The sequence below is a fragment of the Arthrobacter sp. NPDC057009 genome, assembly GCF_042673905.1.
Taxonomy (GTDB): Bacteria; Actinomycetota; Actinomycetes; order Actinomycetales; family Micrococcaceae; genus Arthrobacter.
The window spans coordinates 1-21,256 of sequence record NZ_JBHUSB010000005.1; the positions used below are offsets into that span (position 1 = coordinate 1).

Genomic DNA, 21,256 nt, shown 5'->3' on the forward strand with positions numbered 1-21,256 from the left:
GCGGTCACCTTGTGAGGTGACCGGCCGGCGTCGTTGTTGGCAGCTCAGCAGACGTGCCCGTTGGGCATTGGCTGCCCAACTCCGGGGTGCAGGGGGTTCTCCCGTAGCACTTCGGCAAGACTTCAAGAAAGCTATTGCATTAATCATACAATGATGTATCTTTAATTTGTGACTAGGCGCACACCCCCGCTCCTGGACCACACAACGGTTACGGAAACCCGGTGAAGCCCGCCCGCGCTGTCAACGAAGAAGCGCCCAGGCGTCCGTTACCACACACGTTCCACACCGGATGCTCCCGCCCAGGCGGCAGGCTCCTGGTTCCCCTGAGTAAGAAGGTTCAAAATCATGAAAGATGTAGTCATCGTCGGTGCTGGACTCGCCGGCCTGTCGGCAGCATGGCGCCTGCGGCACTGGGAGACCGTGGTCCTGGAGTCCGAGAACCGCGTCGGCGGCCGGATCCGCTCGGAGCGCCGCGGTGCCTACTGGCTGAACTGGGGAGGACACGTCTTCGCCGGCGCCGGATCCTCCACCGATGCACTGCTCAACGAGGTCGGCGTGACCGCCGTCAACATCCCGGGTTCGCTGCAGGCCCTGTCCATGAACGGGAAGTTCATCCGCAAGGGGCACATCGCCACGTACCCGTTCCGCATTCCCATGTCGCTGTCGTCGCGCATCGACACGCTGCGGGCCGGCATGAAGGTTGTCAGCGGCGTCGCCAAGTACACCGGCGTTGTCCGGAAGCGCGCAGGGGAGTCCGGCGCAATGCGGCAGCAGCGCATCTACGATTTCGAGAACCAGAGCTCCTTCCAGGACTTCATCGGGAACCTCTCCGAGGATGCAGCAGCGCTGTTCAAGACCACGGTCACCCGCTCGGCCGGCGACATGAACGAGATTTCCGCCGGCGCAGGCATCGGCTACTTCAGCCTGGTCCTGGGCATCGGCCAGGGGCTCAGCCAGGGCATTGTCGGTGGCCCCTCCACCCTGACCGAATCCATCGCCGCCTCCCTCGGCGACCGCATCCAGCTCGGTGCCGCCGTGCAGGAGGTCGTGCACAAGAAGGAGTCCGTCGTCGTCCGTTACACCCAGGGCGGCGTGGACCACGAAGTGGAAGCCCGCACCGTCGTCCTCGCGACCACCGCCGACGTGACGCACCGGGTCGGCGTGGACCTTCCGGAGGAGCTGCGCGGGGCGCTCGGCCAGATCAAGTACGGCCCGCACGTCAGCACGGCCTTCCTGACCAACGAGACCTCGGCCCGTCCCTGGGACGACATTTACGCCATCGCGGCGCCGAAGCGCTCGTTCGCGATCGCGCTGAACCAGGCGAGCATCGTCCGCGGCACCGAGTCCGTGCGCAAGCCCGGCGGCAGCTTCATGACGTTCTCGCCGGCCAGCCTCGGAAAGGCCCTGCTGGACAAGAGCGACGAGGAAGTCATCAAGACCCACCTCACCGACCTCGACCAGGTCCTCGGCCACGGGTTCGCCGACAGCGTCGTCGAGGCCAAGACGGACCGCTGGAAGGTTGCTTCCCCCTACTGCTTCCCCGGCCGGGCGAAGCTGCAGTCCACGCTCATGCGCGGTACCGACCGCGTCTTCCTGGCCGGCGACTACCTCGGAACCTTGTACACCGAAAGCTCCATCACCACCGGCTTTTCGGCAGCACAGGAGGCCGCGAGCCTGCTGGCCACTCACCGCCAGGCCCCGCCCCATTCCGGCCTCTCGGTCGTCGCCTGAACCCAACAGGCACCTGAATCAACCATCGTTTTCCACCCCCCGTACTTAAGAAGAGGAACCATTCCATGTCCAACGACCTTCGCGGTGTCCTGACCGCACTCTCCACCCCCTTCGCCCAGGACGGCGCCATCGACGTCGAGACCCTGCGCCGCATCGTTGACCGCTCCATCGACGCCGGCGTGGACGGCGTCGTCGCTGCCGGCTCCACGGGCGAGGTCGGTGCCCTGTCCTCGGAGGAGCGGCTGCTCCTGATCAACACCGTCATCGAGCAGGCCAAGGGGCGCGTCCCCGTCATCGCCCAGACCGGAGCCACCTCCACGGCCGAGGCCATCCGCCTGTCGCAGGCCGCCGAGAAGGCCGGCGCGGACGTGCTGATGCTCATCACCCCCTACTACGAACCGCTCTCCCTGGAGGAGACCGTCACGTACATCAAGGACGTCGCCCGGTCCGTCACCATCCCGGTCATGCTCTACAACATCCCGGCCGTCACAGGCGTCAACCTGGACCCGGCCACGGTCCGCGCCCTGGCCGAAGAAGTGGACAACATCAAGTACATCAAGGACTCCAGCGCGAACTGGGAACAGGCACTGCAGCTGATCCACCACCACTCGGACGTCATCGGCACCTTCATCGGCTGGGACGTCTACCTGTACAGCGCCCTGGTCGAAGGCGCGGCCGGCGTCATGGCCGGCACGGCCAACGTTGTCCCCGACGAAATCGTCGCCGTCAGCCGCCTGATCTCCGAAGGCGATCTCACCGGCGCCCTGGAGCTGTGGAAGAAGCTCTACCCGGTCATCGACGCCCTCCTCTCCGTGCCGTTCATCCCGGCCGTCAAGGCGGGCCTTACCCTGCAGGGGCTTCCGGCCGGCTCCCCGCGCCAGCCCACGGCAGACCTGAACGCCGACGACCTCGCACGGGTCCAGCAGGCCGTGTCCGCCCTCTACCAGAACGTGGGTTAAGACCATGACGACAGAAACTGCACTGTTCACCGTCATCCGGGCGGACGCGACGCCGGCGCCTTCCCTTCCCGCCTTCGGCCAGTTCATCGGCGGGAAGTTCGTCCCCTCCACGTCCACCTCGACGGTGGACATCGTCAACCCGGCCACGGAGGAAGTCCTGACGCAGGTCCCGGCTGGCACCGCGGAGGACGTGGACGCCGCCGTAGCAGCCGCCGTAGCAGCCAAGGACGCCTGGGCGGCAACGACGCCCCGGGACCGCGCCACTGTCCTGCTGAAGATCGCGGACATCATCGAGGCCAACCGGGAGCTGTTCGAAACCCTTGAAGCCGCCAACACCGGCAAACCCCCGGCGGTGGCGGAAGACGACATCTCCAGCGCCATCGACACCTTCCGGTTCTCCGCCGGCGCGGCCCGTGCCTACAGCACCCTCGGCGCCGACGACTACGCCGAAAACCACACCTCGGTGATCCACCGTGAGCCGGTCGGCGTTGTCGGTGTCATCACGCCGTGGAACTACCCGCTGCTGATGGCCGCGTGGAAGATCGCCCCGGTCCTCGGAGCGGGCAACACGCTGGTCCTCAAGCCCTCCGAACAGACGCCGCTGACCACCCTCAAGCTGGCCGAACTCATCGCCGGCGAAGTCCCCGCAGGCGTCCTGAACATCGTCACCGGCCCCGGCCGCGTGGTGGGCAATCGCCTCTCCGAGCACCCCGACGTGGACCTCGTGGCCATCACGGGCAGCGTGGGCAGCGGCCAGAAGGTGGCCGCCGCAGCTGCCGGTTCGGTCAAGCGGGTGCATCTTGAGCTGGGCGGCAAGGCACCCGTCGTCGTCTTTGCCGACGCCGACCTCGAGGCCGCCGCGAAGGGCGTCCGCAGTGCCGGGTTCTGGAACGGCGGGCAGGAATGCGGCGCGGCGTGCCGTGTCCTGGTCCATGAATCGGTGGCAGACAAGTTCACCGAGCTGCTCGTCCGGGAAATCAGCGAAATCACTGTCGGCACCCCCGGCGCAGCGGACGCCGAAATCGGCTCCATGATCTCCAAAGCCCACTACGAGCGGGTCCTCGCCGCACTCGACGACATCCGCAAGGACGGCCTGACCATCGCCGTCGGCGGACGCGCCATCGAGGGCCCGGGCTACTTCATCGAGCCCACCGTGGTCACCAACGTCCCCGCGCAGGCCCCGATCACCAGCAACGAGATCTTCGGCCCCGTTGTGTCCGTGGAAACGTTCAGCACGGACGAGGAAGCCGTCACCCGCGCCAACGAAACCATCTACGGCCTGGCAGCCTCGGTGTGGACCAAGGATTCGGCCCGCTCGCTGACAGTCCCGCGGAAGCTGGACTTCGGCACGGTCTGGGTCAACTCACACCTTGTCATCGCCACCGAAATGCCCTGGGGCGGATTCAAGGGATCCGGCTACGGCCGCGACCTCTCCAGCTACGCCCTGGACGACTTCTCCCGCACCAAACACGTCATGTACAACCGAGGCTAAGCCAGGAGTGACCATGTCATCCACGAAGAACCCGGCCGATCATCGCACCGATACCTCGGCGGCCAGCAAGCGCCGCTTCCTGATCAGGATGGTCACCGTCCTGATCGGCGGCATGGTCCTGGACGGCTACGTCCTTGGCATCATCGGACCGGTGTCAGGGACCATGGCGGAGGACCTGCAACTCACCGCCGTTTGGCAGGGCCTGATCGCGGCGGCAGCCCTTGTGGGCATCCTGATCGGCTCACCTATTGGCGGCTGGGCCTCCGACAAGTTTGGCCGCAAGCCGATTTTCATGTTCGACATCGGGCTGTTCGCTATCGCATCGGGGATGCAGTTCTTCATCGACTCTCCGGTGTGGCTGGTCGTGGTGCGGCTGCTGATGGGCATCGCGATCGGCACGGAGTATGCGGTGGGCTGGCCCCTGATGGCTGAGTTTTCGCCCACCCATCTGCGCGGCCGGCTGATGGCCGCCATGGGGATCGCCTGGTACGGCGGCTTCATGATCGCGTTCCTGACCGGTCATTTGCTCAATGAATACACGGATCTGAGCTGGAACTTCATCCTGGGTACCAGCACGTTCATCGCTGTTGCCATCTTCCTCGCCCGGCTCGGCATGCCTGAGTCCCCGCGCTGGCTGTGGAGTGTGGGCCGCAAGGACGAGGCCCGCGCCCTCGCCGCACGGTACATGCCCGACGACGCGCTCGACGATCTTCAGCACGAGGATGTCCGTAAGGGCAGCTTCGGGATGTTGTTCTCCAAGGAGTACTGGCGCTCCACGCTGTTCATCTCGGGTTTCTGGTTCTGCGCTGTGACACCCTATTTCGCGATCGCCACGTTCGCCGACAGCGTCCTGAACCAGTACGGTCTGGCTGGCGGGCTTGCCGGCGGCGTCGGGCTTTCAGCCGTCGCGCTGGCCGGGGTCGTGGTCACGTTCCTGCTGATTGAAAAGATCGGACGGCGCGCGCTGACCGTTCCCCCGCAGTGGCTGTGCGCCGTCGTCCTGGCGGTCATCGGGCTGTGGGCCGGTGCGCCCGCCATCATCGTGCTGATCCTCTTCCTGGTCTTCTCGTTCTTCAACGCCGGCTACAACACGCTGACGAACGTCTATCCGGGTGAGGTCCTGCCGACGGAGATCCGGGGGATCGGAACCGGTTTCGCGGCCGCCGTCAGCCGGGTGGGGGCCGGCATCGGCACCTTCCTGCTGCCCATCTCGATGGAGAACCTGGGCCCCGGCCCCACCATGCTGATGGCCGCTGGTGTCGCCTTCGTCGGAGCCGCTCTTTCCCAGTGGCTCGCCCCGGAGACCAAGGGTAAATCGCTCACTGAAGCAGCCGCCGGATACGCGCACTGATAAGGCGCGCCGGCTGAGAGGAACTTTGCCAACGCTAAGCCTGCCCCGGAACCACTCCGGGGCAGGCTTAGCGTTGCCCTGTGTGACCACGTACATTGATGCGTAAGCCGATACGGAACGGAGTGCTTGCGTCATCGAATCTCTGGCCAGCCTTGCCTACAGGGTCATTGCCGACAGAATCATCACCCTCGATATCCGCCCCAATGAGGCAATCAACGAATCGCAGTTGTCCAAGGACATGCAGATGGGCCGCACGCCGATCCGCGAGGCCCTGGGCAAACTCGAAAACGACCGCCTCGTGGTGACAAAGATGCGCAAAGGGGCTTTCGCCGCCCCCGTCGATGCCAGTGACTTCCGCCAGGTTTCCCTGATCCGCCATGCCCTCGAACCAGTAGCGGCCGGACTCGCGGCTGAGCATTACCACCCGGGACACGCAGAGACCCTTGACCAGCATCTGGAACTCCTGCGGTCGCTAAGAACGCGCTCCCTCGAACAGAGCGAACTCATGCGGCTCCACCTTGCGGTGCATAAACTCATCTATGGCCTGAGCATGAACCGGCACCTTGAGGACACGCTCACACGATACGCCCACCTGTCCATCCGGCTCTGGTCACTGCTCCTGGAACGCCAGCCGCCTGTCGTCGAACGGACCCTGGAACTGGCCGAAATCCTGGAACGGATCGAGGCAAATGACAGCGAGCAAAGCCGCAGCCTGATGGATCAGCATGTCCGTGCCTTCGACAACTACCTGGCCGGGCTCCGCTAGCCGGCATCCAGCGTCACGTTCCCAAGGAGTTCCATGGACATCCATGCCGCCATCGATGAAGCACGCTTCTTACGGTTCCACAAACGGCTGGTTGCCGCCTGCCTGGGCGGACCCGTTTTGGCCGGCTACATCCTCGGCATCATCGCAATTGCCATGTCCGGTATCTCGGCTGACTTCGGGGCCAGCCCCCTGGAGACCAGCCTCATTGGTGCCTCGGCGCTGCTGGGCATCTTCTTGGGAGCCCTCGTCTTCGGGCCGGTAGCGGACAGGATCGGGCGTCAGTTGATGTACACCATCGACCTCTGGGTCCTCGTGGCAGGCTCCCTGCTGCAGTTTTTTGTCCAGGATGCAGTCCAGCTCATCGCCGCGAGATTCATCCTGGGCATAGCGATCGGCGCCAACTATCCAATTGTCAATGCCCTGCTGGCTGAATGGCTTCCGCGCCGGCGCCGAGGCCGGGCGCTTGGCCTTCTCCAGGCGGGGTGGTTCATCGGTGCTGCCTTCGCGTCGCTGGTGGGCTACTCCATGTTCGAAATTCTTGGTGCGGCGTCATGGCGCTGGATGCTCGTTTCCTCAGCCGTACTCGGGGTCATCGTCCTGACGCTCAGGCTCGGCATGCCTGAATCCGCACGGTGGCTCCTCCACAAGGGCAGGCCCAAGGAGGCGAAGAGCGCCGTCCGTGCTGCGCTCGCAGACCAGCCCGGTATCGGGCTCCTGGTGATTGATACCACGGGAAGGCAAGACGAGGCCGCAAACGGACAGGGACTGCGCATCCTGCTGCAACCCAGATACTTTCGGAGGCTAATTTTCTGCAGTGGCTTTTACGCCCTGCAGGCGGGCCCGCTCTTTGCCATCTACACATTCGGTCCCACGATCCTCTCCGCCCTCGGTTTAGCCCAAGGCAGCCACTCGACCCTCGGCTCCGCGGTGATCAATTTGGGGTTCCTGGCCGGCTGTCTTGCCGCCCTTGGCCTGGTCGACACCTGGGGCCGGCGCCCGCTCATCATTTGGGGCTTCGCTCTGATGTCAGTTCCGCTGTTAGTTCTGGGCATCATTCCATGGGCTCCCGCAGGCGTCATCATCGCGTGTTTCTGCGCCTATGCCTTGTTCTCCGGGGGTCCGAGCATTTTGGAGTGGGCCTATCCCTGTGAGCTCTTTCCGACCAGCGTTAGGGCCAGCGCGGTGGGAATCAGTACCGCGGCCAGCCGCATCGGGGCTGCTCTTGGCACCTTCGGTCTGCCCCTGGCACTGGAAGACAGGGGAATCGGCGCAACCATGCTGGTTGCTGCATTGATGACCGTGGCGGGACTCCTGCTGTCTTTCTTCCTTGCCGTAGAAACCAAAGGTGCCCCTCTGATGCACTCCAGCGGGGAGAGCACATCCGAACTTCGACCCGCTTCCGGAGCCGCCTGAGCGTGCCTTGCCAGGCACATGGAGCACCGCGGTGATGAGGCCTGCTTCACATTCTGGCCCGTCCGCCAAAAATGTTGACTGCATCACAGCACGTGGCATACCGTTCCTAGTGTTCTGATATATCAGCTGTTGACACGGCAATGAGGCCGTGCCACTGTCGGGAGGAACCCGTAGATGACACAAGTTGGCTTAACCCAGGCGCGCGTAGAGACTCAACAAAAGACGAGCATTCCTCGGATCCTTACGTACGCCGGCGCCATTGTCGCCTTCCTCATCGGTTCGGGCTTCGCTACCGGCCAGGAAATCCTCCAGTACTTCACGTCGTACGGGTATTGGGGCGTGTTCGGGACCGGCCTGCTGGTTCTCGCCCTGATGACGTATGTCGTCATTGAGTTCTTCGTGGTAGGCCAGGCGAAAAGCTTCGATAAGCCCTCACGAATCTTTCACTATTACTGCGGCAAGTACCTGGGCACCTTCTTTGACTACTTCTCGGTCCTCTTCGTGTTCCTGAGCTTTGCGGTCATGGTTGCGGGTGCCGGCGCCGTTTTCGAGGAGCATTACGGATTGTCAAAGTTTGTTGGCGGCATCGGACTTGCAGTGGTCGTCGGGCTCACCGTGTGGTTCGGGTTGAAGAACCTGGTGGACGTGATCGGCAAGATTGGCCCGCTTATCGTCGTCATCGCCATCGCGCTCGGCGTCCTGGGCATTGTCCGGAATCCAGGCGGCATCGCCGAGGGGAACGCGCTGCTGCCCGGGCTGGAGCTGACCCAAGCCTCAACGAACTGGTTCATGTCCGGGCTGTCCTATGTGGGTTTCTGCATGCTCTGGTTGGCTGCATTCCTCACCGCACTGGGCAAGACGGCACGCAGCCGCAAAGAAGCTGCCACTGGCGGTTTGGTGGGTTCAGTTGTCTTCTCGGTGGCGTGCATCATCGTCGGGTTGGGGCTGCTCGCCCACATCGCCCGCGTGAACGGCACCGAAATTCCCATGCTCGTGCTGGCAAACGACGTAAGCCCGCTGCTGGCCGCCGGGATTTCCGTCATGATCCTTGCCGGCATCTACACAACCGCCGTCCCGCTGCTCTGGACCGTATCCTCACGCTTCTATTCCGACGAGAAGCCGGGCTTCAAATACCTGACTCTCGCCCTCGCAGCGGCCGGAACCGTTGTGGGCCTGGTCGTCCCGTTCTCACAGATGGTCAACGTTGTCTACGTGATCAACGGCTACGTCGGCATCCTGCTGCTCTTGCTGATGCTCGTCAAGACAGGAAGCAGAGTGGTACTGCGCCGCGCCTTCTAACAGTGTCAGGAACAGTGGTGGGGGCGCCAACGCAAGCGGGCGCCCCACCACCGTTGACTCCTCAAAACCATCAAAGGAGATGGACATGAAAAGCATCGAGGCAATGAACGCTCTACGCCCGGCGCGACGTGCCGTTGTCACCGGGGTCCACTGCCCGCACACAGGTTGGTGGATCCCTGAAGGCCAGCAAGGAGGCACAGCCCGTTACTTGTGGCAAGGCTCCCTAATGCCCGGCCTGCATGGACAAAGCGTGACATGGCGGCTGGCCAAAGCAGACCCGGCAGGGAGCCAGGCAGTGAGCCGTTAATCGGCGTCGATCTCCTCCAGCAGGTCCTTGGCGGCCTTGCTGATGTCGTCATGGTCGTACTGCGCCGCCCGGCTCTCCAGGGAAATAATGGCGCAGCGGTGGACCTTCTTGAAATCCCCGAAGGGAAAGCTCACGCTGCCCTTGGTGCCTTCCGATTTCTCGCTGTCGATGCCCAGGTGCCACTTCGAGAATTCGTCGAAGCCGTGCTTGTCGATAAACGAGTTCTCCTCATCCGTTGAGGGAGCATGCTCGCTCCAGTCGTCACGGATATCCCGTTCCACTTTCCCTTTCTTTACGAGGCTGCGTGCATGCTCCAGTGCCTTGCGGTTCAGTTTCGTAGCCATGTGGTGCCTCCGGCGGTCAGATCCAGGAACAGCTCAAGGCTAAGACCGACGACGGCGGGCCCGCCAGTGGTCGCCCGGGTGCCTTAGTGCCCTGAGACTTAACTGCCCGGAGCCCCCGGCAAGCCCCCGAAACAGGCGGAAAAGACCCATTAGTGTCGCTTTGGCCACACTATTCTTGACGTTGCTGCTTTATGACCTAAACTGCTTCACTGAGGTGCCTGAATGGCGCTGTGCAGCAACGAAAGTGAACAACGCTATGGCTACCGATTACGACGCCCCACGCAAGACAGAAGAAGAGTCTCCCTCCGAATCTTTGGAGGCCCTCCAGGCGTCCCGCGGCGGCGGTGCCCAGACCGCCGTTATCGACGTCGACGAGAATGACACCGCCGAGGGCATCGACCTTCCGGGCGCCGATCTTTCCAACGAGGAACTGACGGTTATCGTCGTTCCCGAGCAGTCCGACGAATTCACCTGCGGCTCCTGCTTCCTGGTCCGTCACCGGTCCCAGGTGGCGAAGGAAAAGAACGGCATGAAGTACTGCCACGACTGCGAAGGCTAAGACAGCCCGACTGTGCATGGCCATGCGAGGCGCCGGCTCCCATTTGGGAGGCCGGCGCCTCGCATTTTGCGTCCTGCTTTCCTCACACCCGCATTATGGCCGCAAAGGGCCCGTTATGAGCGGTAACGGAAGCATGGAGAAAGGGCCACAAACGACTCTCGACGCCCTCAAAAAGACCCCGGCAATTACGTCCCCGTGACCCGCTTTTTGCGAGATTAACGGTTGCGCCCCGAACCGGCCACATCCCTCGTTTAGGGCTTTTGGCGCTCCTACGCTGGAGCTATCCAATCGCTCACTCGAAAGGGGTGGCCAAATGAAAAAAATCCCCGCCTGGTTCACAGTCATTCTGCTGGCTGTTGGACTGGGCCTGTTGGCTCCGGGCTCTGCCTCGGCAGCCTCCTACTGCGGGCAGGTGTGGGGCTCGCTGGCGAAGGCAGACCAGACCATGAGCACGGCAGCCGTCACTAATGTCCGCACTGGCCAGCACCGTTGCTTCGAGCGCCTGGTGATCGATCTCAGGGGCAAGGCCAAAGGCTACAACATCCGCTACGTTTCCCAAGTTGCCCAGGAAGGGTCCGGCCTGCCAGTCAAGCTCCGCGGCGGCGCCTTCCTGCAGCTCACCATCAACTCGCCGGCCTATGACAACGCCACCGGCAAGGCCACGTTCATCCCGGCCAACCGGTCCGAGGTGACCAACGTGTCCGGCTACCACACGTTCCGGCAGGTGGCCTGGGCCGGCAGCTTTGAGGGCTATACCACCCTTGGCCTGGGCGTCCGCGCCCGGCTGCCGTTCAGGGTGTTCACGCTGGACGGTCCCGGCTCGGGCTCACGGCTCGTCGTCGACGTTGCGCACTACTGGTGAGATGCCCGCGCCCATTAAAACAGCGGTGCCCCGCCTCCCGGGACCTGTATGGTCCGGGAGGCGGGGCACCGCCGCTGTTGCAGGATGAAGCAGGCTGCTACTCGGGAACCACCAGCGCCGGGGTGTCCCTGCGGATGGTGTCTCCGCGGAAGTAGCCGGGCTGCAGCCGTGCCATCACCAGCATGAAGACGATTCCCAAGGCGAGGATCCCCACTCCGAGCACGAACACGAGCCCCACGCCGAAGATCTCCGAACCGCTGCCGAACTCAGGCGCCCAGCTGTCGATGGCGGTCTGCAGGAAGACCACCGTCAGGCCAATGCCGCCCAGCAGCGGGCACAGCAGCCGCAGCACGAAGTTGCGGGCGCTGCTGAAGACGCTGCCGCGGAAGTACCAGGCGCAGGCAAAGGCGGTCAGTCCGTAGTAGAAGCAGATCATCAGGCCCAGGGCGAGGATGGTGTCGTTCAGGACGTTCTCGCTCACCACATGCATCACGGCGTAGAACCCGGCGGACAGCACGCCGGCCGCGATCGTGGCGAAGCCCGGCGTCGAAAACTTCTTGCTCATGTGGCTGAACGGCCGGGGCAGGGCGCCGTAGTGGGCCATCGCGAGCAGGCTGCGCGAGGGCGAGGTGAACGTCGACTGCAGCGATGCCGCCGAACTGGACAGGACCGCCAGGGACATCAGGATGGCGAACGGGCCCATGATGGGCGAGGCCAGGGCGGTGAAGACGTTCGCGTGGTTTTCCTCGTTGTTCAGGCCGATCCCCGTATCGCCCACGCCGGCGAACATCATGGTGGCGATGGTCACCAGCAGGTAGATGCCCAGGACGACGACGGCGGTCAGGGTGCCGGCGAGGCCGGCGGTCTTCTTCCCGTTGGCCGTTTCCTCGTTGACGGTCAGGCACACGTCCCAGCCCCAGTAGACGAAGATGGACAGTGAGATGCCCGCGGCGATCTGGCCGAACGTCTCGATCTTGGTCACGTCGAACCAGTCCCAGCTGAACGGGATGGCGGTGGAGGACGTGGACCAGTTGGCGAACGCCATGGCCACGAAGAGGCCCAGCACGAGCAGCTGGAAGCCCACCAGCCCGTACTGGACAAGCTTGGTGGTGTGCAGGCCGCGGTAGCTGACCCATACAGCCAGGGCCACGAACACAAAGCACGTGAGCACGTTCAGCGGCTTGTTGGCGGCAAGGTCCGCCAGCTCCGGCGACCCGGTCAGCTGTGCCAGGAACAGGTAGAAGAAGTCCACCGCCACCCCGGCGAGGTTGGACAGCACAATGATGTTGGCGGCCAGCAGGCCCCAGCCGCCCATCCAGCCAACCCACGGTCCGAAGGCCTTGGTCACCCACGTGAAGGTGGTGCCGCTGTCCGGGGAGTCAGCGTTCAGCTCCCGGTAGGCGAGCGATACGAGGATCATGGGGATGAAGCCGATGAGGAAGATCACCGGAAGCTGGAGTCCCGCCTCGTTCACCGTGGGACCGAGCGCGCTGGTCAGCGTGTAGGCCGGAGCGATCGTGGAAATGCCCAGGACGACGACGGCGAGCAGGCCCAGCTGCCCGCCCTTCAGGCCCTTCCGGGTGATGCCGTGTGCTGCGTCGCCGGCCGGGGAAGCGCTCTTCCCGCCCGGCTGGATGCTTTCACGCGTGGTTTGGCTCATGAGTGGCCCTTTCTAGATGGCAGCGGGCTGCTGCTGGGTGATGCAGTGGATCCCCCCGCCGCGGGCGAAAAGTTCGCGGGCATCGATGCCCACAACTTTGCGTCCGGGATAGGCGTCCGCGAGGATGCGGAGCGCCTTTTCGTCGTTGGGGTCGGAGAACGTGCAGGCGATGATTCCGCCGTTGACCACAACGTGGTTGATGTAGCTGTAGTCCACGAAGCCCTCCGGGTCCGTCAGGGCAACGGGCGCCGGGACTTCGATGATGTTCCATTCCCGGCCGGCGGCGTCGGTCGTGGAGGACAGGAAGCTGATGATCCCGCGGCTCACCTCATAGTCCGGGTGGGCAGGATTCTGCTGGGAATGGACCAGCAGGGTGCCCGGGGACGGGATGGCGGCCACGATGTCCACATGCCCGCGCGTTCCGAACCGCTGGGAATCCCGGGTGAGTCCGCGCGGCAGCCAGATCACCTTGGTGGCGCCGATGGTCCTGGCCAGTTCAGCCTCGACGTCGGCCTTGCTGAGTCCGGGATTGCGGCCCGGATCCAGCTGCACCGTTTCGGTGACCAGCACGGTTCCTTCGCCGTCCACCTGGATTCCGCCGCCCTCGTTGACCAGCTCGGAGACCAGGTGCCGGGCGCCCGACCGGCCGGCCACCTCGGCGGCGACCAGTGAGTCCTTGTCCCACCTCGCCCAGTCCTGTGCGCCCCAGCCGTTGAAGACCCAGTCCACAGCACCCACGGACCCGTTTCCGTCCAGGACAAACGTGGGGCCGATGTCGCGCATCCACGCGTCGTTGAGTTCCGCCGTCAGCACCTCGACGGCGGGGGAGAGGTAGAGGGCGGCGGTGCCGACGTCGGACGGGTCCACCACCATGGTGACCGGTTCAAACTCGACGGCGGCGTTCGCGACGGCGGCCCAGACGGAGCGGGCGGCATGCGCCGCCTCCGCGGTGTCCCCGAGGGTGTAGCCCCCGGTGGGGAAGGCCATCCAGAGCCGCTCCTGGCGAGCCGTTTCAGCCGGCATGCGCCACGTGCTCACGCCTGCACTCCGGCCTCGACGAGCTCGGCCGGGGCATTAGGCGTGCCGAACGGCTCCCCGGGGCGGACCGGCTCGGTGAGCCGGGCATAGGTGTCCGGGCGGCGGGTGGTGAGGAACGGGAAGAGCGTCAGCCAGTCCTTGCGCTGGTCGAGGTCGAGGTCGGCCACGAGGACCGCCGACTCGTTCCGGGGTGCCTGGACCAGGACGCGGCCGTAGGGATCCGAGATGAAGGAGGAGCCATAGAAGTTCAGGCTGCCCTCCTGGCCCCAGCGGTTCGGGACCACCATGAACAGGCCGTTGGCGATGCCGTTGCCCACGATGACCTGCTGCCAGAGCGGCTGGGTGTCAAAGTCCGGGAACAGCGGCTCGGAACCGATCGCCGTCGGGTAGACGAGCAGTTCGGCGCCGCCGAGTGAGTACATGCGCGCCAGCTCGGGGAACCACTCGTCCCAGCAGGTGGGCATGCCCAGCCGGGCACCGCCGAGTTCAGCCGGGGCATGAACCTGGTAGGCATCCTCCGCGGCGGGACCCTGGCGGAAGAACTTGTCCTCGTAGTATCCGGCGGTCACCGGGATGTGCAGCTTGTGGGTGCGGGCCAGGAGTTCGCCGGACGGCGAGACCAGGATGGAGGTGTTCAGGCCCAGCCCGTCGTCGGAGCCGTCCGGGTTGGCGGCCCGCTGGTAGAGCGAGGCGTGCACACTGATGCCGTTCCGGCGGGCGGCCTCGGCCGCGAAGCGGAAGGTGGGGCCGGTCAGCAGGTCCTCGGCGGCGTCGGAGGGGCGGGGGCGGTGCTGCCCCTGCAGCGCCAGGTCGTTCTCCGGAACCTGGTCGGCGGGGTAGCGGGAGAGGGTGAGCTCGGGCAGGAACACCATGGTGGCACCCAGCCGGGCGGCACGGTCGATGCCGTCGTTGAGCTCTGCACGGAGTGCGGCGGCGCTGCTGTGCCAGCGGTGCTGTACGACGCCCACCCTCAAGGAAGGACGTCCGGACGGCGCTGTCCGGGCGAGCGAAGCAGGCGCGTTGGGGCAGGTTATTTCGATCATGATGATGATTACTCCAGTGAGACGACCGTCACTAAATGAATGACGTTCATTTAGTATGCACGTGCGTCCGTGGCGTGGCAAGGGTTATTTGAATGCCGATCATTTATGACCCTGCCCGCTCGCGACCGGAAGTTGGTGCCCGGAAAATTAGTAAGTAAGCTGATCGTGAAATTCGCACTCCGCTGCTCCCCGTGCTGGAGCGCCTGCGGTAGCGTCGAAAGCACTGGACCATTCGAGGAGGATTCATGAAGGCTTCACCGACACTGACCAACAACATGCAGGCCGTCCTGACGGACCTGATCGAACTGCACATCCAGGGCAAGCAGGCGCACTGGAACATCGTTGGAACCAACTTCCGGGATCTGCACCTCCAGCTGGATGAAATCGTCACCGCCGCCCGGCTCTTTGCCGACGACATGGCCGAACGGATGCGCGCCCTGCATGCCCTGCCGGACGGACGCAGCACCACCGTGGCCAAGTCGACGAACCTTCCCCAGTTCCCGGAGGGGCTCATCAACACCAAGGATGCGATCGACCGCATTGTGGCCGCGCTGGAAGCGGCCGTGGGCACCATGCGCAAGGTCCATGACGAGGTGGATGAGGAAGACCCCACCACCGCAGACCTGCTGCACACCTTCATCGAAAAGCTCGAGCAGTTCGCGTGGATGACCGCCGCCGAGAACATGAAGGCGACGGCCAGCGTCACGCAGCCTGACAGCAAGTAGCCGCGCGGGCAGTTATTGCCCGCGCCGGTTGTCATGGGCGGCCCTGGGGGGATTCCTCCGGGGCCGCCCGATTCTGTGTCCGCTACTTCTTTGTGCCCGTTACTTCGCGCGGTCCCGACTACTTCTCGCGGTGCCCGCTACTTTGCGCGCGGGATGCGGCTAAGTACGACGGCGGCCAGCACCGACGCGGCAGCCATCAGTACCAGCCCAATCGCCGCAGTGATATGGACGCCGGAGCCAAAGGACGCCCGGGCTGCTGCCGTCAGCGCCTCGGCCAGCGGTGCCGGCAGCGATCCGGCGAGCTCCATCGCGCCGGCCAGTGTTTCCCCGGCCTTGTCCGCCGCCGCTGCAGGGACCGTCTCCGCAATGACTGCCGGCAGGGCGAGGTGCTGCTGGTAGGACGCGGTCAGGATGGATCCCAGCACCGCCGTGCCGAGGAGTGAGCCCACTTCGTAGCCCGTCTCGGAGATCGCTGCCGCTGCGCCGGACTTCGCTGCCGGCGCTGCTCCCAGGATCAGGTCGTTCGAGATGGTCTCGGCTGCTCCCACACCCACGGCCAGGAGAAGGAGGGCGGCCAGCAGCGTGGCGGGGCCGCCGTCGTGATTTCCGAACGTGACCAGGCAGTAGCCGGTGGCGCTCAGCGCCAGTCCCGCGGCCACCACAAAGCCGGGCCGTACCTTCCTCACCAGCGGAACCACCAGCAGGCCCGCCAGCACCATGGCCGTAAGCGCGGGCACCATGGCGGTGCCGGACTCCGATGGTGACATGCCTTCGAGCAGCTGCAGGTGCTGTGCCAGGAACAGGATGAAGCCGTTGTAGGAGAACAGCGACAGGATGTTTGCCGTGATCGCCGTGCTAAACACGGGGTTCCCGAACAGGGACAGGTCCAGCAGTGGCGATGCCAGGGCCTGCTGGCGTCGGACGAAGAGGAAGCCCATGGCCATGCCGAAGGCCATGACGGCGAAGGGGGCCAGGCCGGGGCCGTGGGTTGCCAGTTCCTTGATGCCGTAGACCACCGGCACCATGGTCAGCATCGACAGCACCACGCTGGGGGCATCCACCCGTCCCGGCTTCGGATCCTTGGATTCGGGGATGAGGAAGCGGCCCAGGACCAGCGGCGGCAGCATGATCGGCACGGCCACCAGCAGGACTGCGCCCCACCAGAAATGCTCCACCAGCCAGCCGCCAAAGATCGGCCCCAGCGCTGCACCCCCGGAGAAGCATGCCGCCCAGATGGCAACGGCCAGCCTCCGCCTGCCCGGTTCCTGGAAGATGTTGCGGATCAGGGACAGCGTGGACGGCATGAGCATCGCGCCGAAGAACCCGAGTGCTGCGCGGCCGGCGATGAGCCATTCGGCACTCGGTGCGAACGCAGACGCTGCGGACACGGCCGCAAAGCCCGAGATGCCGACCAGGAGCAGGCGGCGGCGTCCGATCTTGTCGCCAAGGCTGCCCATTGCCACAAGGAGCCCGGCAAGGACCAGCGCGTAGGCGTCCACCACCCACAAAAGCTCCACGCCTGAGGGATCCAAGCTGCGCGCGATGGCGGGAAGGGCAAACGTCAGTGCCGTATTGTCCACGGCCACCAGGAGGACCGGGAACATGAGCAGGGCCAGGGCGAACCAGTCGCGGCTCTTGTGTGCAGCCGCGTTGCCGCCGGTGAGCCTCGGGCTAAGGGTCGAGTGGATCGTCATGAAATAACTATACCGTCCGGACGGTATAGTTATCACCCTGTTTGCCGGAACCGGGCATGATGGAATCCATGCCCAGAAAACCGGTCGCGCGCGGCGCAGTCCTCGATGCCTTCGAATCCCTCCTGATTGAGGTGGGGGAGCGCGCTGCCACACTTGACGCCGTGGCCGCCCGCGCCGGCGTCTCCAAGGGCGGGCTCCTGTACCACTTTCCGAACAAGGAGGCGCTGATCGGCGTCCTGCTGGACCGGCTGGATGAGTTCGCCGAGGCGGATGCCCAGGCCATGGCAGCGGCTCCCGAGGGTGCTGCCGCCTACTTCATCAAGTCATCGGTCTGGGCCGATACGCCGCTGGACCGCGCCATCGTGGCTGCCACCCGGCTCGCCGAAGTGGCCCACGAGGAAACGCGGCGCCGGTTCGCCCACATCCAGCAGCGGTGGCTTGATGAGATCGCACGCGATGTCGGACCGGGCCTGGCCAAGGCTGTTTTGTACATGGGTGACGGGCTCTACTTCAACGCCATGCTGTCCATTGGCCCCGCCGCGACCCCGTCCGAGACGGCTGCGGACGTCGAAAGCCTCCTTGCCGCCCTTGACCGGCTGCGGGGGTAGGCCGGCTTGCGGCCGGGCTGCCGCCACGGTTTGTGGACGCGAACCCGTCGGAACGCATCGAAGCCGCCGGAAATTTCCAGCGAACGGGAGGCCTTCCGGCGTTTTCGTTCTGGGGCCGGCCGTCATGCCTCACCCTGCGCCGACACGGTTTGCGGACGCGAACCCGGAGTAGGAGAATAGGCTCGGTGGCAGCTGTCACCGCCCAACTTAATAAAGCCTTTGATCTGCGGCGGGAGAGTCCTGCAAGTAGGTACAAGCAGGCGCCGTAGGAGCAAAACCTCCCCAGGAATCTCTCAGGCCCACGTACCGCCGCGGCAAGGCAACTCTGGAGAGCAGCAGGCTGCCCCTGAAATGCTCCGCTCCGCGCGGACGGTTCAGGGCGTGCTGTGCTCACCGACGGTGCAAGCGGGGCTGTGCGAAGGCGCAGCAACGCGGAATCTCTCAGGTCCAATACAGAGCGGGGAGGAACCCGAATCAATGTGGCGTACCCTGCGCCGCCTTAGTCATGGAGTTCCTTTTGACCGTTAGTTCAGCCTCCTCGTCCTTCGTCGACCGGCATATCGGCGCCCGCCGCCAGGCCGACGTCGAAGCCATGCTCAAGGCCGTCGGCTACGACACCGTCGACGCGCTGGTTGATACGGCAGTGCCCAACGACATCCGCCAGGACTCCCCGCTGGCGCTCGCCCCGGCGCTGAGCGAAGTGGAAGCTCTCGCCGAACTCCGGAAGCTCGCGGCGAAGAACAAGACTGCCGTGCAGATGATCGGGCAGGGTTACTACGACACCGTGACGCCGCCGGTGATCCGCCGCAACATCCTCGAGGCCCCCGCCTGGTACACCGCGTACACCCCGTACCAGCCGGAGATCTCCCAGGGCCGGCTCGAGGCGCTGCTGAACTTCCAGACCATGGTCCAGGACCTGACCGGGCTGCCCATCGCCAACGCTTCCCTGCTGGACGAAGCCACGGCCGTGGCCGAGGCCGTGCTGCTGATGCGCCGGGCCAACAAGAAGAACGAGGGCAAGACCGTCCTGGACGCGGACTGCCTGCCGCAGACCATCGCGATCGTGAAGGGCCGTGCCGAGGCACTCGGCTTCGAGGTGGAGGTCGCGGACCTCGCCCAGGGGCTGCCCGACGGCGAGATCAACGGTGTCGTGCTCCAGCAGCCCGGCGTTTCGGGCCGGGTCTTTGACCACTCGGGCGTGATTGCCGCCGCCAAGGAGCGCGGCGCGCTGGTGACCGTGGCCGCCGACCTGCTGGCCCTGACCCTCATCACGCCTCCCGGCGAGCAGGGCGCCGATATCGCCGTCGGCACAGCCCAGCGCTTCGGTGTGCCGCTGTTCTATGGCGGACCGCACGCCGCCTACATCGCCGTCCGCACGGGCATGGAGCGCACCCTTCCCGGCCGCATCGTCGGCGTTTCCAAGGACAACGCCGGAACTCCCGCGTACCGGCTTGCCCTGCAGACCCGCGAGCAGCACATCCGCCGCGAGAAGGCTACCTCCAACATCTGCACCGCGCAGGCGCTGCTGGCTATTGTGGCCTCGATGTACGCCGTGTACCACGGACCGGAGGGTCTGAAGGCAATCGCCGAAACCGCCCACGGCCACGCCAGGACTCTCGCCGCGTCGCTCAAGGCTGCCGGGCTGGACGTCCTCCACACCAGCTTCTTCGACACCGTGACGGTCTCCGTCCCGGGCAAGGCGGCCGCCATCGTCGCCGCCGCCGAGCAGAAGGGCATCAACCTCCGCAGCATCGACGACACCGTTGGCATCTCCACGGATGAAACCACGACGCCGGCCATTGTCGCTGACGTTCTCGCCGCCTTTGGTGCCACGGCAGTGGAGGCGGGTGACGGTTTCGCACTGGAGACCGCCGTCGAACGTTCCTCCGCGTACCTGCAGCACCCGGTGTTCAACACGCACCGCTCCGAAACGCAGCTGCTGCGCTACATCCGGAAGCTTTCCGACCGCGACCTTGCCTTGGACCGGACCATGATCCCGCTGGGTTCGTGCACCATGAAGTTGAACGCGACGGCTGAGATGGAGGCCATCTCCTGGCCGGAATTCGCCTCGATCCACCCGTTCGCCCCGGACTCCCAGACCGCGGGCTGGCGCGAACTGATCGCTGACCTTGAGGGGCAGCTGACGGAGATCACCGGCTACGACCAGGTGTCCATCCAGCCCAACGCCGGGTCGCAGGGTGAGCTGGCGGGCCTGCTGGCGATCCGCGGGTACCACCGCTCCCGCGGTGATGAGCAGCGCAACGTCTGCCTGATCCCGGCATCCGCGCACGGCACCAACGCGGCCTCGGCCGTGCTGGCCGGCATGAAGGTGGTCGTGGTGGCCACTGCCGCCGACGGCACGATCGACCACGGGGACCTGTACGCGAAAATCGAGGCCAACAAGGATGCGCTCTCCTGCATCATGATCACGTACCCGTCCACGCACGGGGTATACGACGGCGATGTCCGCGAAGTATGCGACGCCGTGCATGCCGCCGGCGGTCAGGTGTACGTGGACGGCGCGAACCTCAACGCGCTGGTGGGCCTGGCGCAGCCGGGCAAGTTCGGCGGGGACGTCTCGCACCTGAACCTGCACAAGACCTTCTGCATCCCGCACGGCGGCGGCGGACCGGGCGTCGGCCCCGTCGCAGCCAAGGCCCACCTCGCCCCGTTCATGCCGGGCGACGCGGCGACCTGGACGGAGGGCAACGACGTCCCGATCTCCGCGTCGCGCTTCGGCTCCGCGGGCGTGCTGCCCATCTCCTGGGCGTACGTGAAGCTCATGGGCGGGGCTGGCCTGACCGAGGCCACCAAGTCTGCGCTGCTCGCAGCCAACTACGTGGCGGCCAGCCTGAACGACTTCTTCCCCGTGCTCTACACGGGCGAAGGCGGCCTTGTGGCGCACGAGTGCATCCTGGACCTGCGCGAACTGACGGCCAAGACCGGCGTCACCGCCGAGGATGTGGCCAAGCGGCTGATCGACTACGGTTTCCACGCGCCCACGCTGGCGTTCCCGGTGGCGGGAACGCTGATGGTGGAGCCCACCGAGTCCGAGGACCTGGGCGAAATCGACCGGTTCATCAAGGCCATGATCGCCATCCGCGGCGAGATCGACCAGGTGGCCAACGGAGACTTTACGGTCCAGAACTCGCCGCTGCGCAACGCACCGCACACCGCGGCCGCCGCGATCAGCTCCGACTGGGACCGCGCCTACCCGCGCGAGCAGGCCGTCTTCCCCGGGCACACGCACAAGCAGGACAAGTACTTCCCGCCGGTGGGCCGCATCGACGGCGCAGCGGGTGACCGCAACCTGGTCTGCTCCTGCCCACCTCTCGAAGCGTTCGAGGACAACACAGCAGCGTTCGAAAACTAAAGCTCCCATGGTGGGCAGGCCGAAGCCGTACT

Annotated in this window: 17 protein-coding genes and 1 riboswitch; of the genes, 12 read left to right on the forward strand and 5 right to left on the reverse strand. The window is 65.2% G+C overall.

The genetic code is table 11. From position 1 onward, the window contains the following. The first annotated feature begins 345 nt into the window (after positions 1 to 345). The 7 genes from ACFTR6_RS06800 to ACFTR6_RS06830 all read left to right on the forward strand — a co-directional run bounded on the left by ACFTR6_RS06800 (position 346) and on the right by ACFTR6_RS06830 (position 9,011). Positions 346 to 1,731 carry a protoporphyrinogen/coproporphyrinogen oxidase gene (locus ACFTR6_RS06800; protein ID WP_377957334.1) on the forward strand — a complete coding sequence of 462 codons (1,386 nt, stop codon included), beginning with the start codon at positions 346 to 348 and terminating at the stop codon, positions 1,729 to 1,731. A gap of 65 nt (positions 1,732 to 1,796) precedes the next feature. Continuing rightward, the gene (dapA, locus tag ACFTR6_RS06805; protein WP_076798772.1) at positions 1,797 to 2,690 is read left to right on the forward strand and encodes a 4-hydroxy-tetrahydrodipicolinate synthase; all 894 of its coding nucleotides are present in this window, start codon (positions 1,797 to 1,799) and stop codon (positions 2,688 to 2,690) included. A 4-nt stretch (positions 2,691 to 2,694) separates the two neighbouring features. Then, positions 2,695 to 4,182 (forward strand): aldehyde dehydrogenase family protein, encoded by a 1,488-nt coding sequence (locus ACFTR6_RS06810; RefSeq protein ID WP_377957335.1) that lies wholly within the window; start codon positions 2,695 to 2,697, stop codon positions 4,180 to 4,182. A 13-nt stretch (positions 4,183 to 4,195) separates the two neighbouring features. Beyond that, positions 4,196 to 5,533 (forward strand): MFS transporter, encoded by a 1,338-nt coding sequence (locus ACFTR6_RS06815; RefSeq protein WP_076798770.1) that lies wholly within the window; start codon positions 4,196 to 4,198, stop codon positions 5,531 to 5,533. A 166-nt stretch (positions 5,534 to 5,699) separates the two neighbouring features. Beyond that, on the forward strand, positions 5,700 to 6,299 hold the full coding sequence (locus tag ACFTR6_RS06820; RefSeq protein ID WP_377957483.1) for a GntR family transcriptional regulator: 600 nt from the start codon (positions 5,700 to 5,702) through the stop codon (positions 6,297 to 6,299). A 33-nt stretch (positions 6,300 to 6,332) separates the two neighbouring features. Then, positions 6,333 to 7,712: an MFS transporter gene (locus ACFTR6_RS06825; RefSeq protein ID WP_377957336.1), complete on the forward strand. Its 1,380-nt coding sequence runs from the start codon at positions 6,333 to 6,335 to the stop codon at positions 7,710 to 7,712. 174 nt (positions 7,713 to 7,886) lie between these two features. After that, a complete protein-coding gene (locus tag ACFTR6_RS06830; protein ID WP_377957337.1) occupies positions 7,887 to 9,011 on the forward strand; it encodes a hypothetical protein in 1,125 nt (374 codons plus the stop codon). Between the two features lie 303 nt (positions 9,012 to 9,314). Here the strand turns inward: ACFTR6_RS06830 and ACFTR6_RS06835 are convergent, their stop codons facing one another. Then, entirely contained in the window at positions 9,315 to 9,662 is a 348-nt protein-coding gene (locus tag ACFTR6_RS06835) for a hypothetical protein (RefSeq protein WP_087872225.1), read from the reverse strand. A 256-nt stretch (positions 9,663 to 9,918) separates the two neighbouring features. On the opposite strand from ACFTR6_RS06835, the gene ACFTR6_RS06840 reads away from it, so the two are divergent. Both ACFTR6_RS06840 and ACFTR6_RS06845 read left to right on the forward strand, forming a co-directional pair. Continuing rightward, positions 9,919 to 10,221 (forward strand): DUF4193 domain-containing protein, encoded by a 303-nt coding sequence (locus tag ACFTR6_RS06840; protein WP_076798765.1) that lies wholly within the window; start codon positions 9,919 to 9,921, stop codon positions 10,219 to 10,221. 313 nt (positions 10,222 to 10,534) lie between these two features. Continuing rightward, a complete protein-coding gene (locus ACFTR6_RS06845; protein WP_087872223.1) occupies positions 10,535 to 11,083 on the forward strand; it encodes a hypothetical protein in 549 nt (182 codons plus the stop codon). A gap of 97 nt (positions 11,084 to 11,180) precedes the next feature. Here the strand turns inward: ACFTR6_RS06845 and ACFTR6_RS06850 are convergent, their stop codons facing one another. Genes ACFTR6_RS06850 through ACFTR6_RS06860 form a run of 3 tightly spaced genes read right to left on the reverse strand, consistent with a single transcriptional unit; the run spans position 11,181 to position 14,824 of the window. Beyond that, positions 11,181 to 12,743, reverse strand: a complete 1,563-nt coding sequence (locus tag ACFTR6_RS06850) for an APC family permease (RefSeq protein WP_377957338.1) — start codon at positions 12,741 to 12,743, stop codon at positions 11,181 to 11,183. A gap of 12 nt (positions 12,744 to 12,755) precedes the next feature. Next, the gene (locus ACFTR6_RS06855; protein ID WP_377957484.1) at positions 12,756 to 13,766 is read right to left on the reverse strand and encodes an agmatine/peptidylarginine deiminase; all 1,011 of its coding nucleotides are present in this window, start codon (positions 13,764 to 13,766) and stop codon (positions 12,756 to 12,758) included. An 11-nt stretch (positions 13,767 to 13,777) separates the two neighbouring features. Next, positions 13,778 to 14,824 (reverse strand): nitrilase-related carbon-nitrogen hydrolase, encoded by a 1,047-nt coding sequence (locus ACFTR6_RS06860; RefSeq protein ID WP_377957339.1) that lies wholly within the window; start codon positions 14,822 to 14,824, stop codon positions 13,778 to 13,780. Positions 14,825 to 15,069: 245 nt separating this feature from the next. Here ACFTR6_RS06860 and ACFTR6_RS06865 point away from each other — a divergent pair, with 245 nt between their 5' ends. Next, positions 15,070 to 15,549 carry a Dps family protein gene (locus ACFTR6_RS06865; protein WP_076798760.1) on the forward strand — a complete coding sequence of 160 codons (480 nt, stop codon included), beginning with the start codon at positions 15,070 to 15,072 and terminating at the stop codon, positions 15,547 to 15,549. A 137-nt stretch (positions 15,550 to 15,686) separates the two neighbouring features. Here ACFTR6_RS06865 and ACFTR6_RS06870 read toward each other — a convergent pair whose 3' ends face one another. Beyond that, on the reverse strand, positions 15,687 to 17,243 hold the full coding sequence (locus tag ACFTR6_RS06870; protein ID WP_377957340.1) for an MFS transporter: 1,557 nt from the start codon (positions 17,241 to 17,243) through the stop codon (positions 15,687 to 15,689). 68 nt (positions 17,244 to 17,311) lie between these two features. Here ACFTR6_RS06870 and ACFTR6_RS06875 point away from each other — a divergent pair, with 68 nt between their 5' ends. After that, a complete protein-coding gene (locus ACFTR6_RS06875) occupies positions 17,312 to 17,851 on the forward strand; it encodes a TetR/AcrR family transcriptional regulator (RefSeq protein WP_076803542.1) in 540 nt (179 codons plus the stop codon). A 220-nt stretch (positions 17,852 to 18,071) separates the two neighbouring features. Beyond that, a riboswitch (glycine riboswitch) is annotated at positions 18,072 to 18,170 on the forward strand. Between the two features lie 186 nt (positions 18,171 to 18,356). Next, positions 18,357 to 21,224, forward strand: coding sequence for an aminomethyl-transferring glycine dehydrogenase (gcvP, locus tag ACFTR6_RS06880; RefSeq protein WP_377957341.1), 2,868 nt, complete (start codon positions 18,357 to 18,359; stop codon positions 21,222 to 21,224). The last annotated feature ends 32 nt before the right edge of the window (positions 21,225 to 21,256 follow it).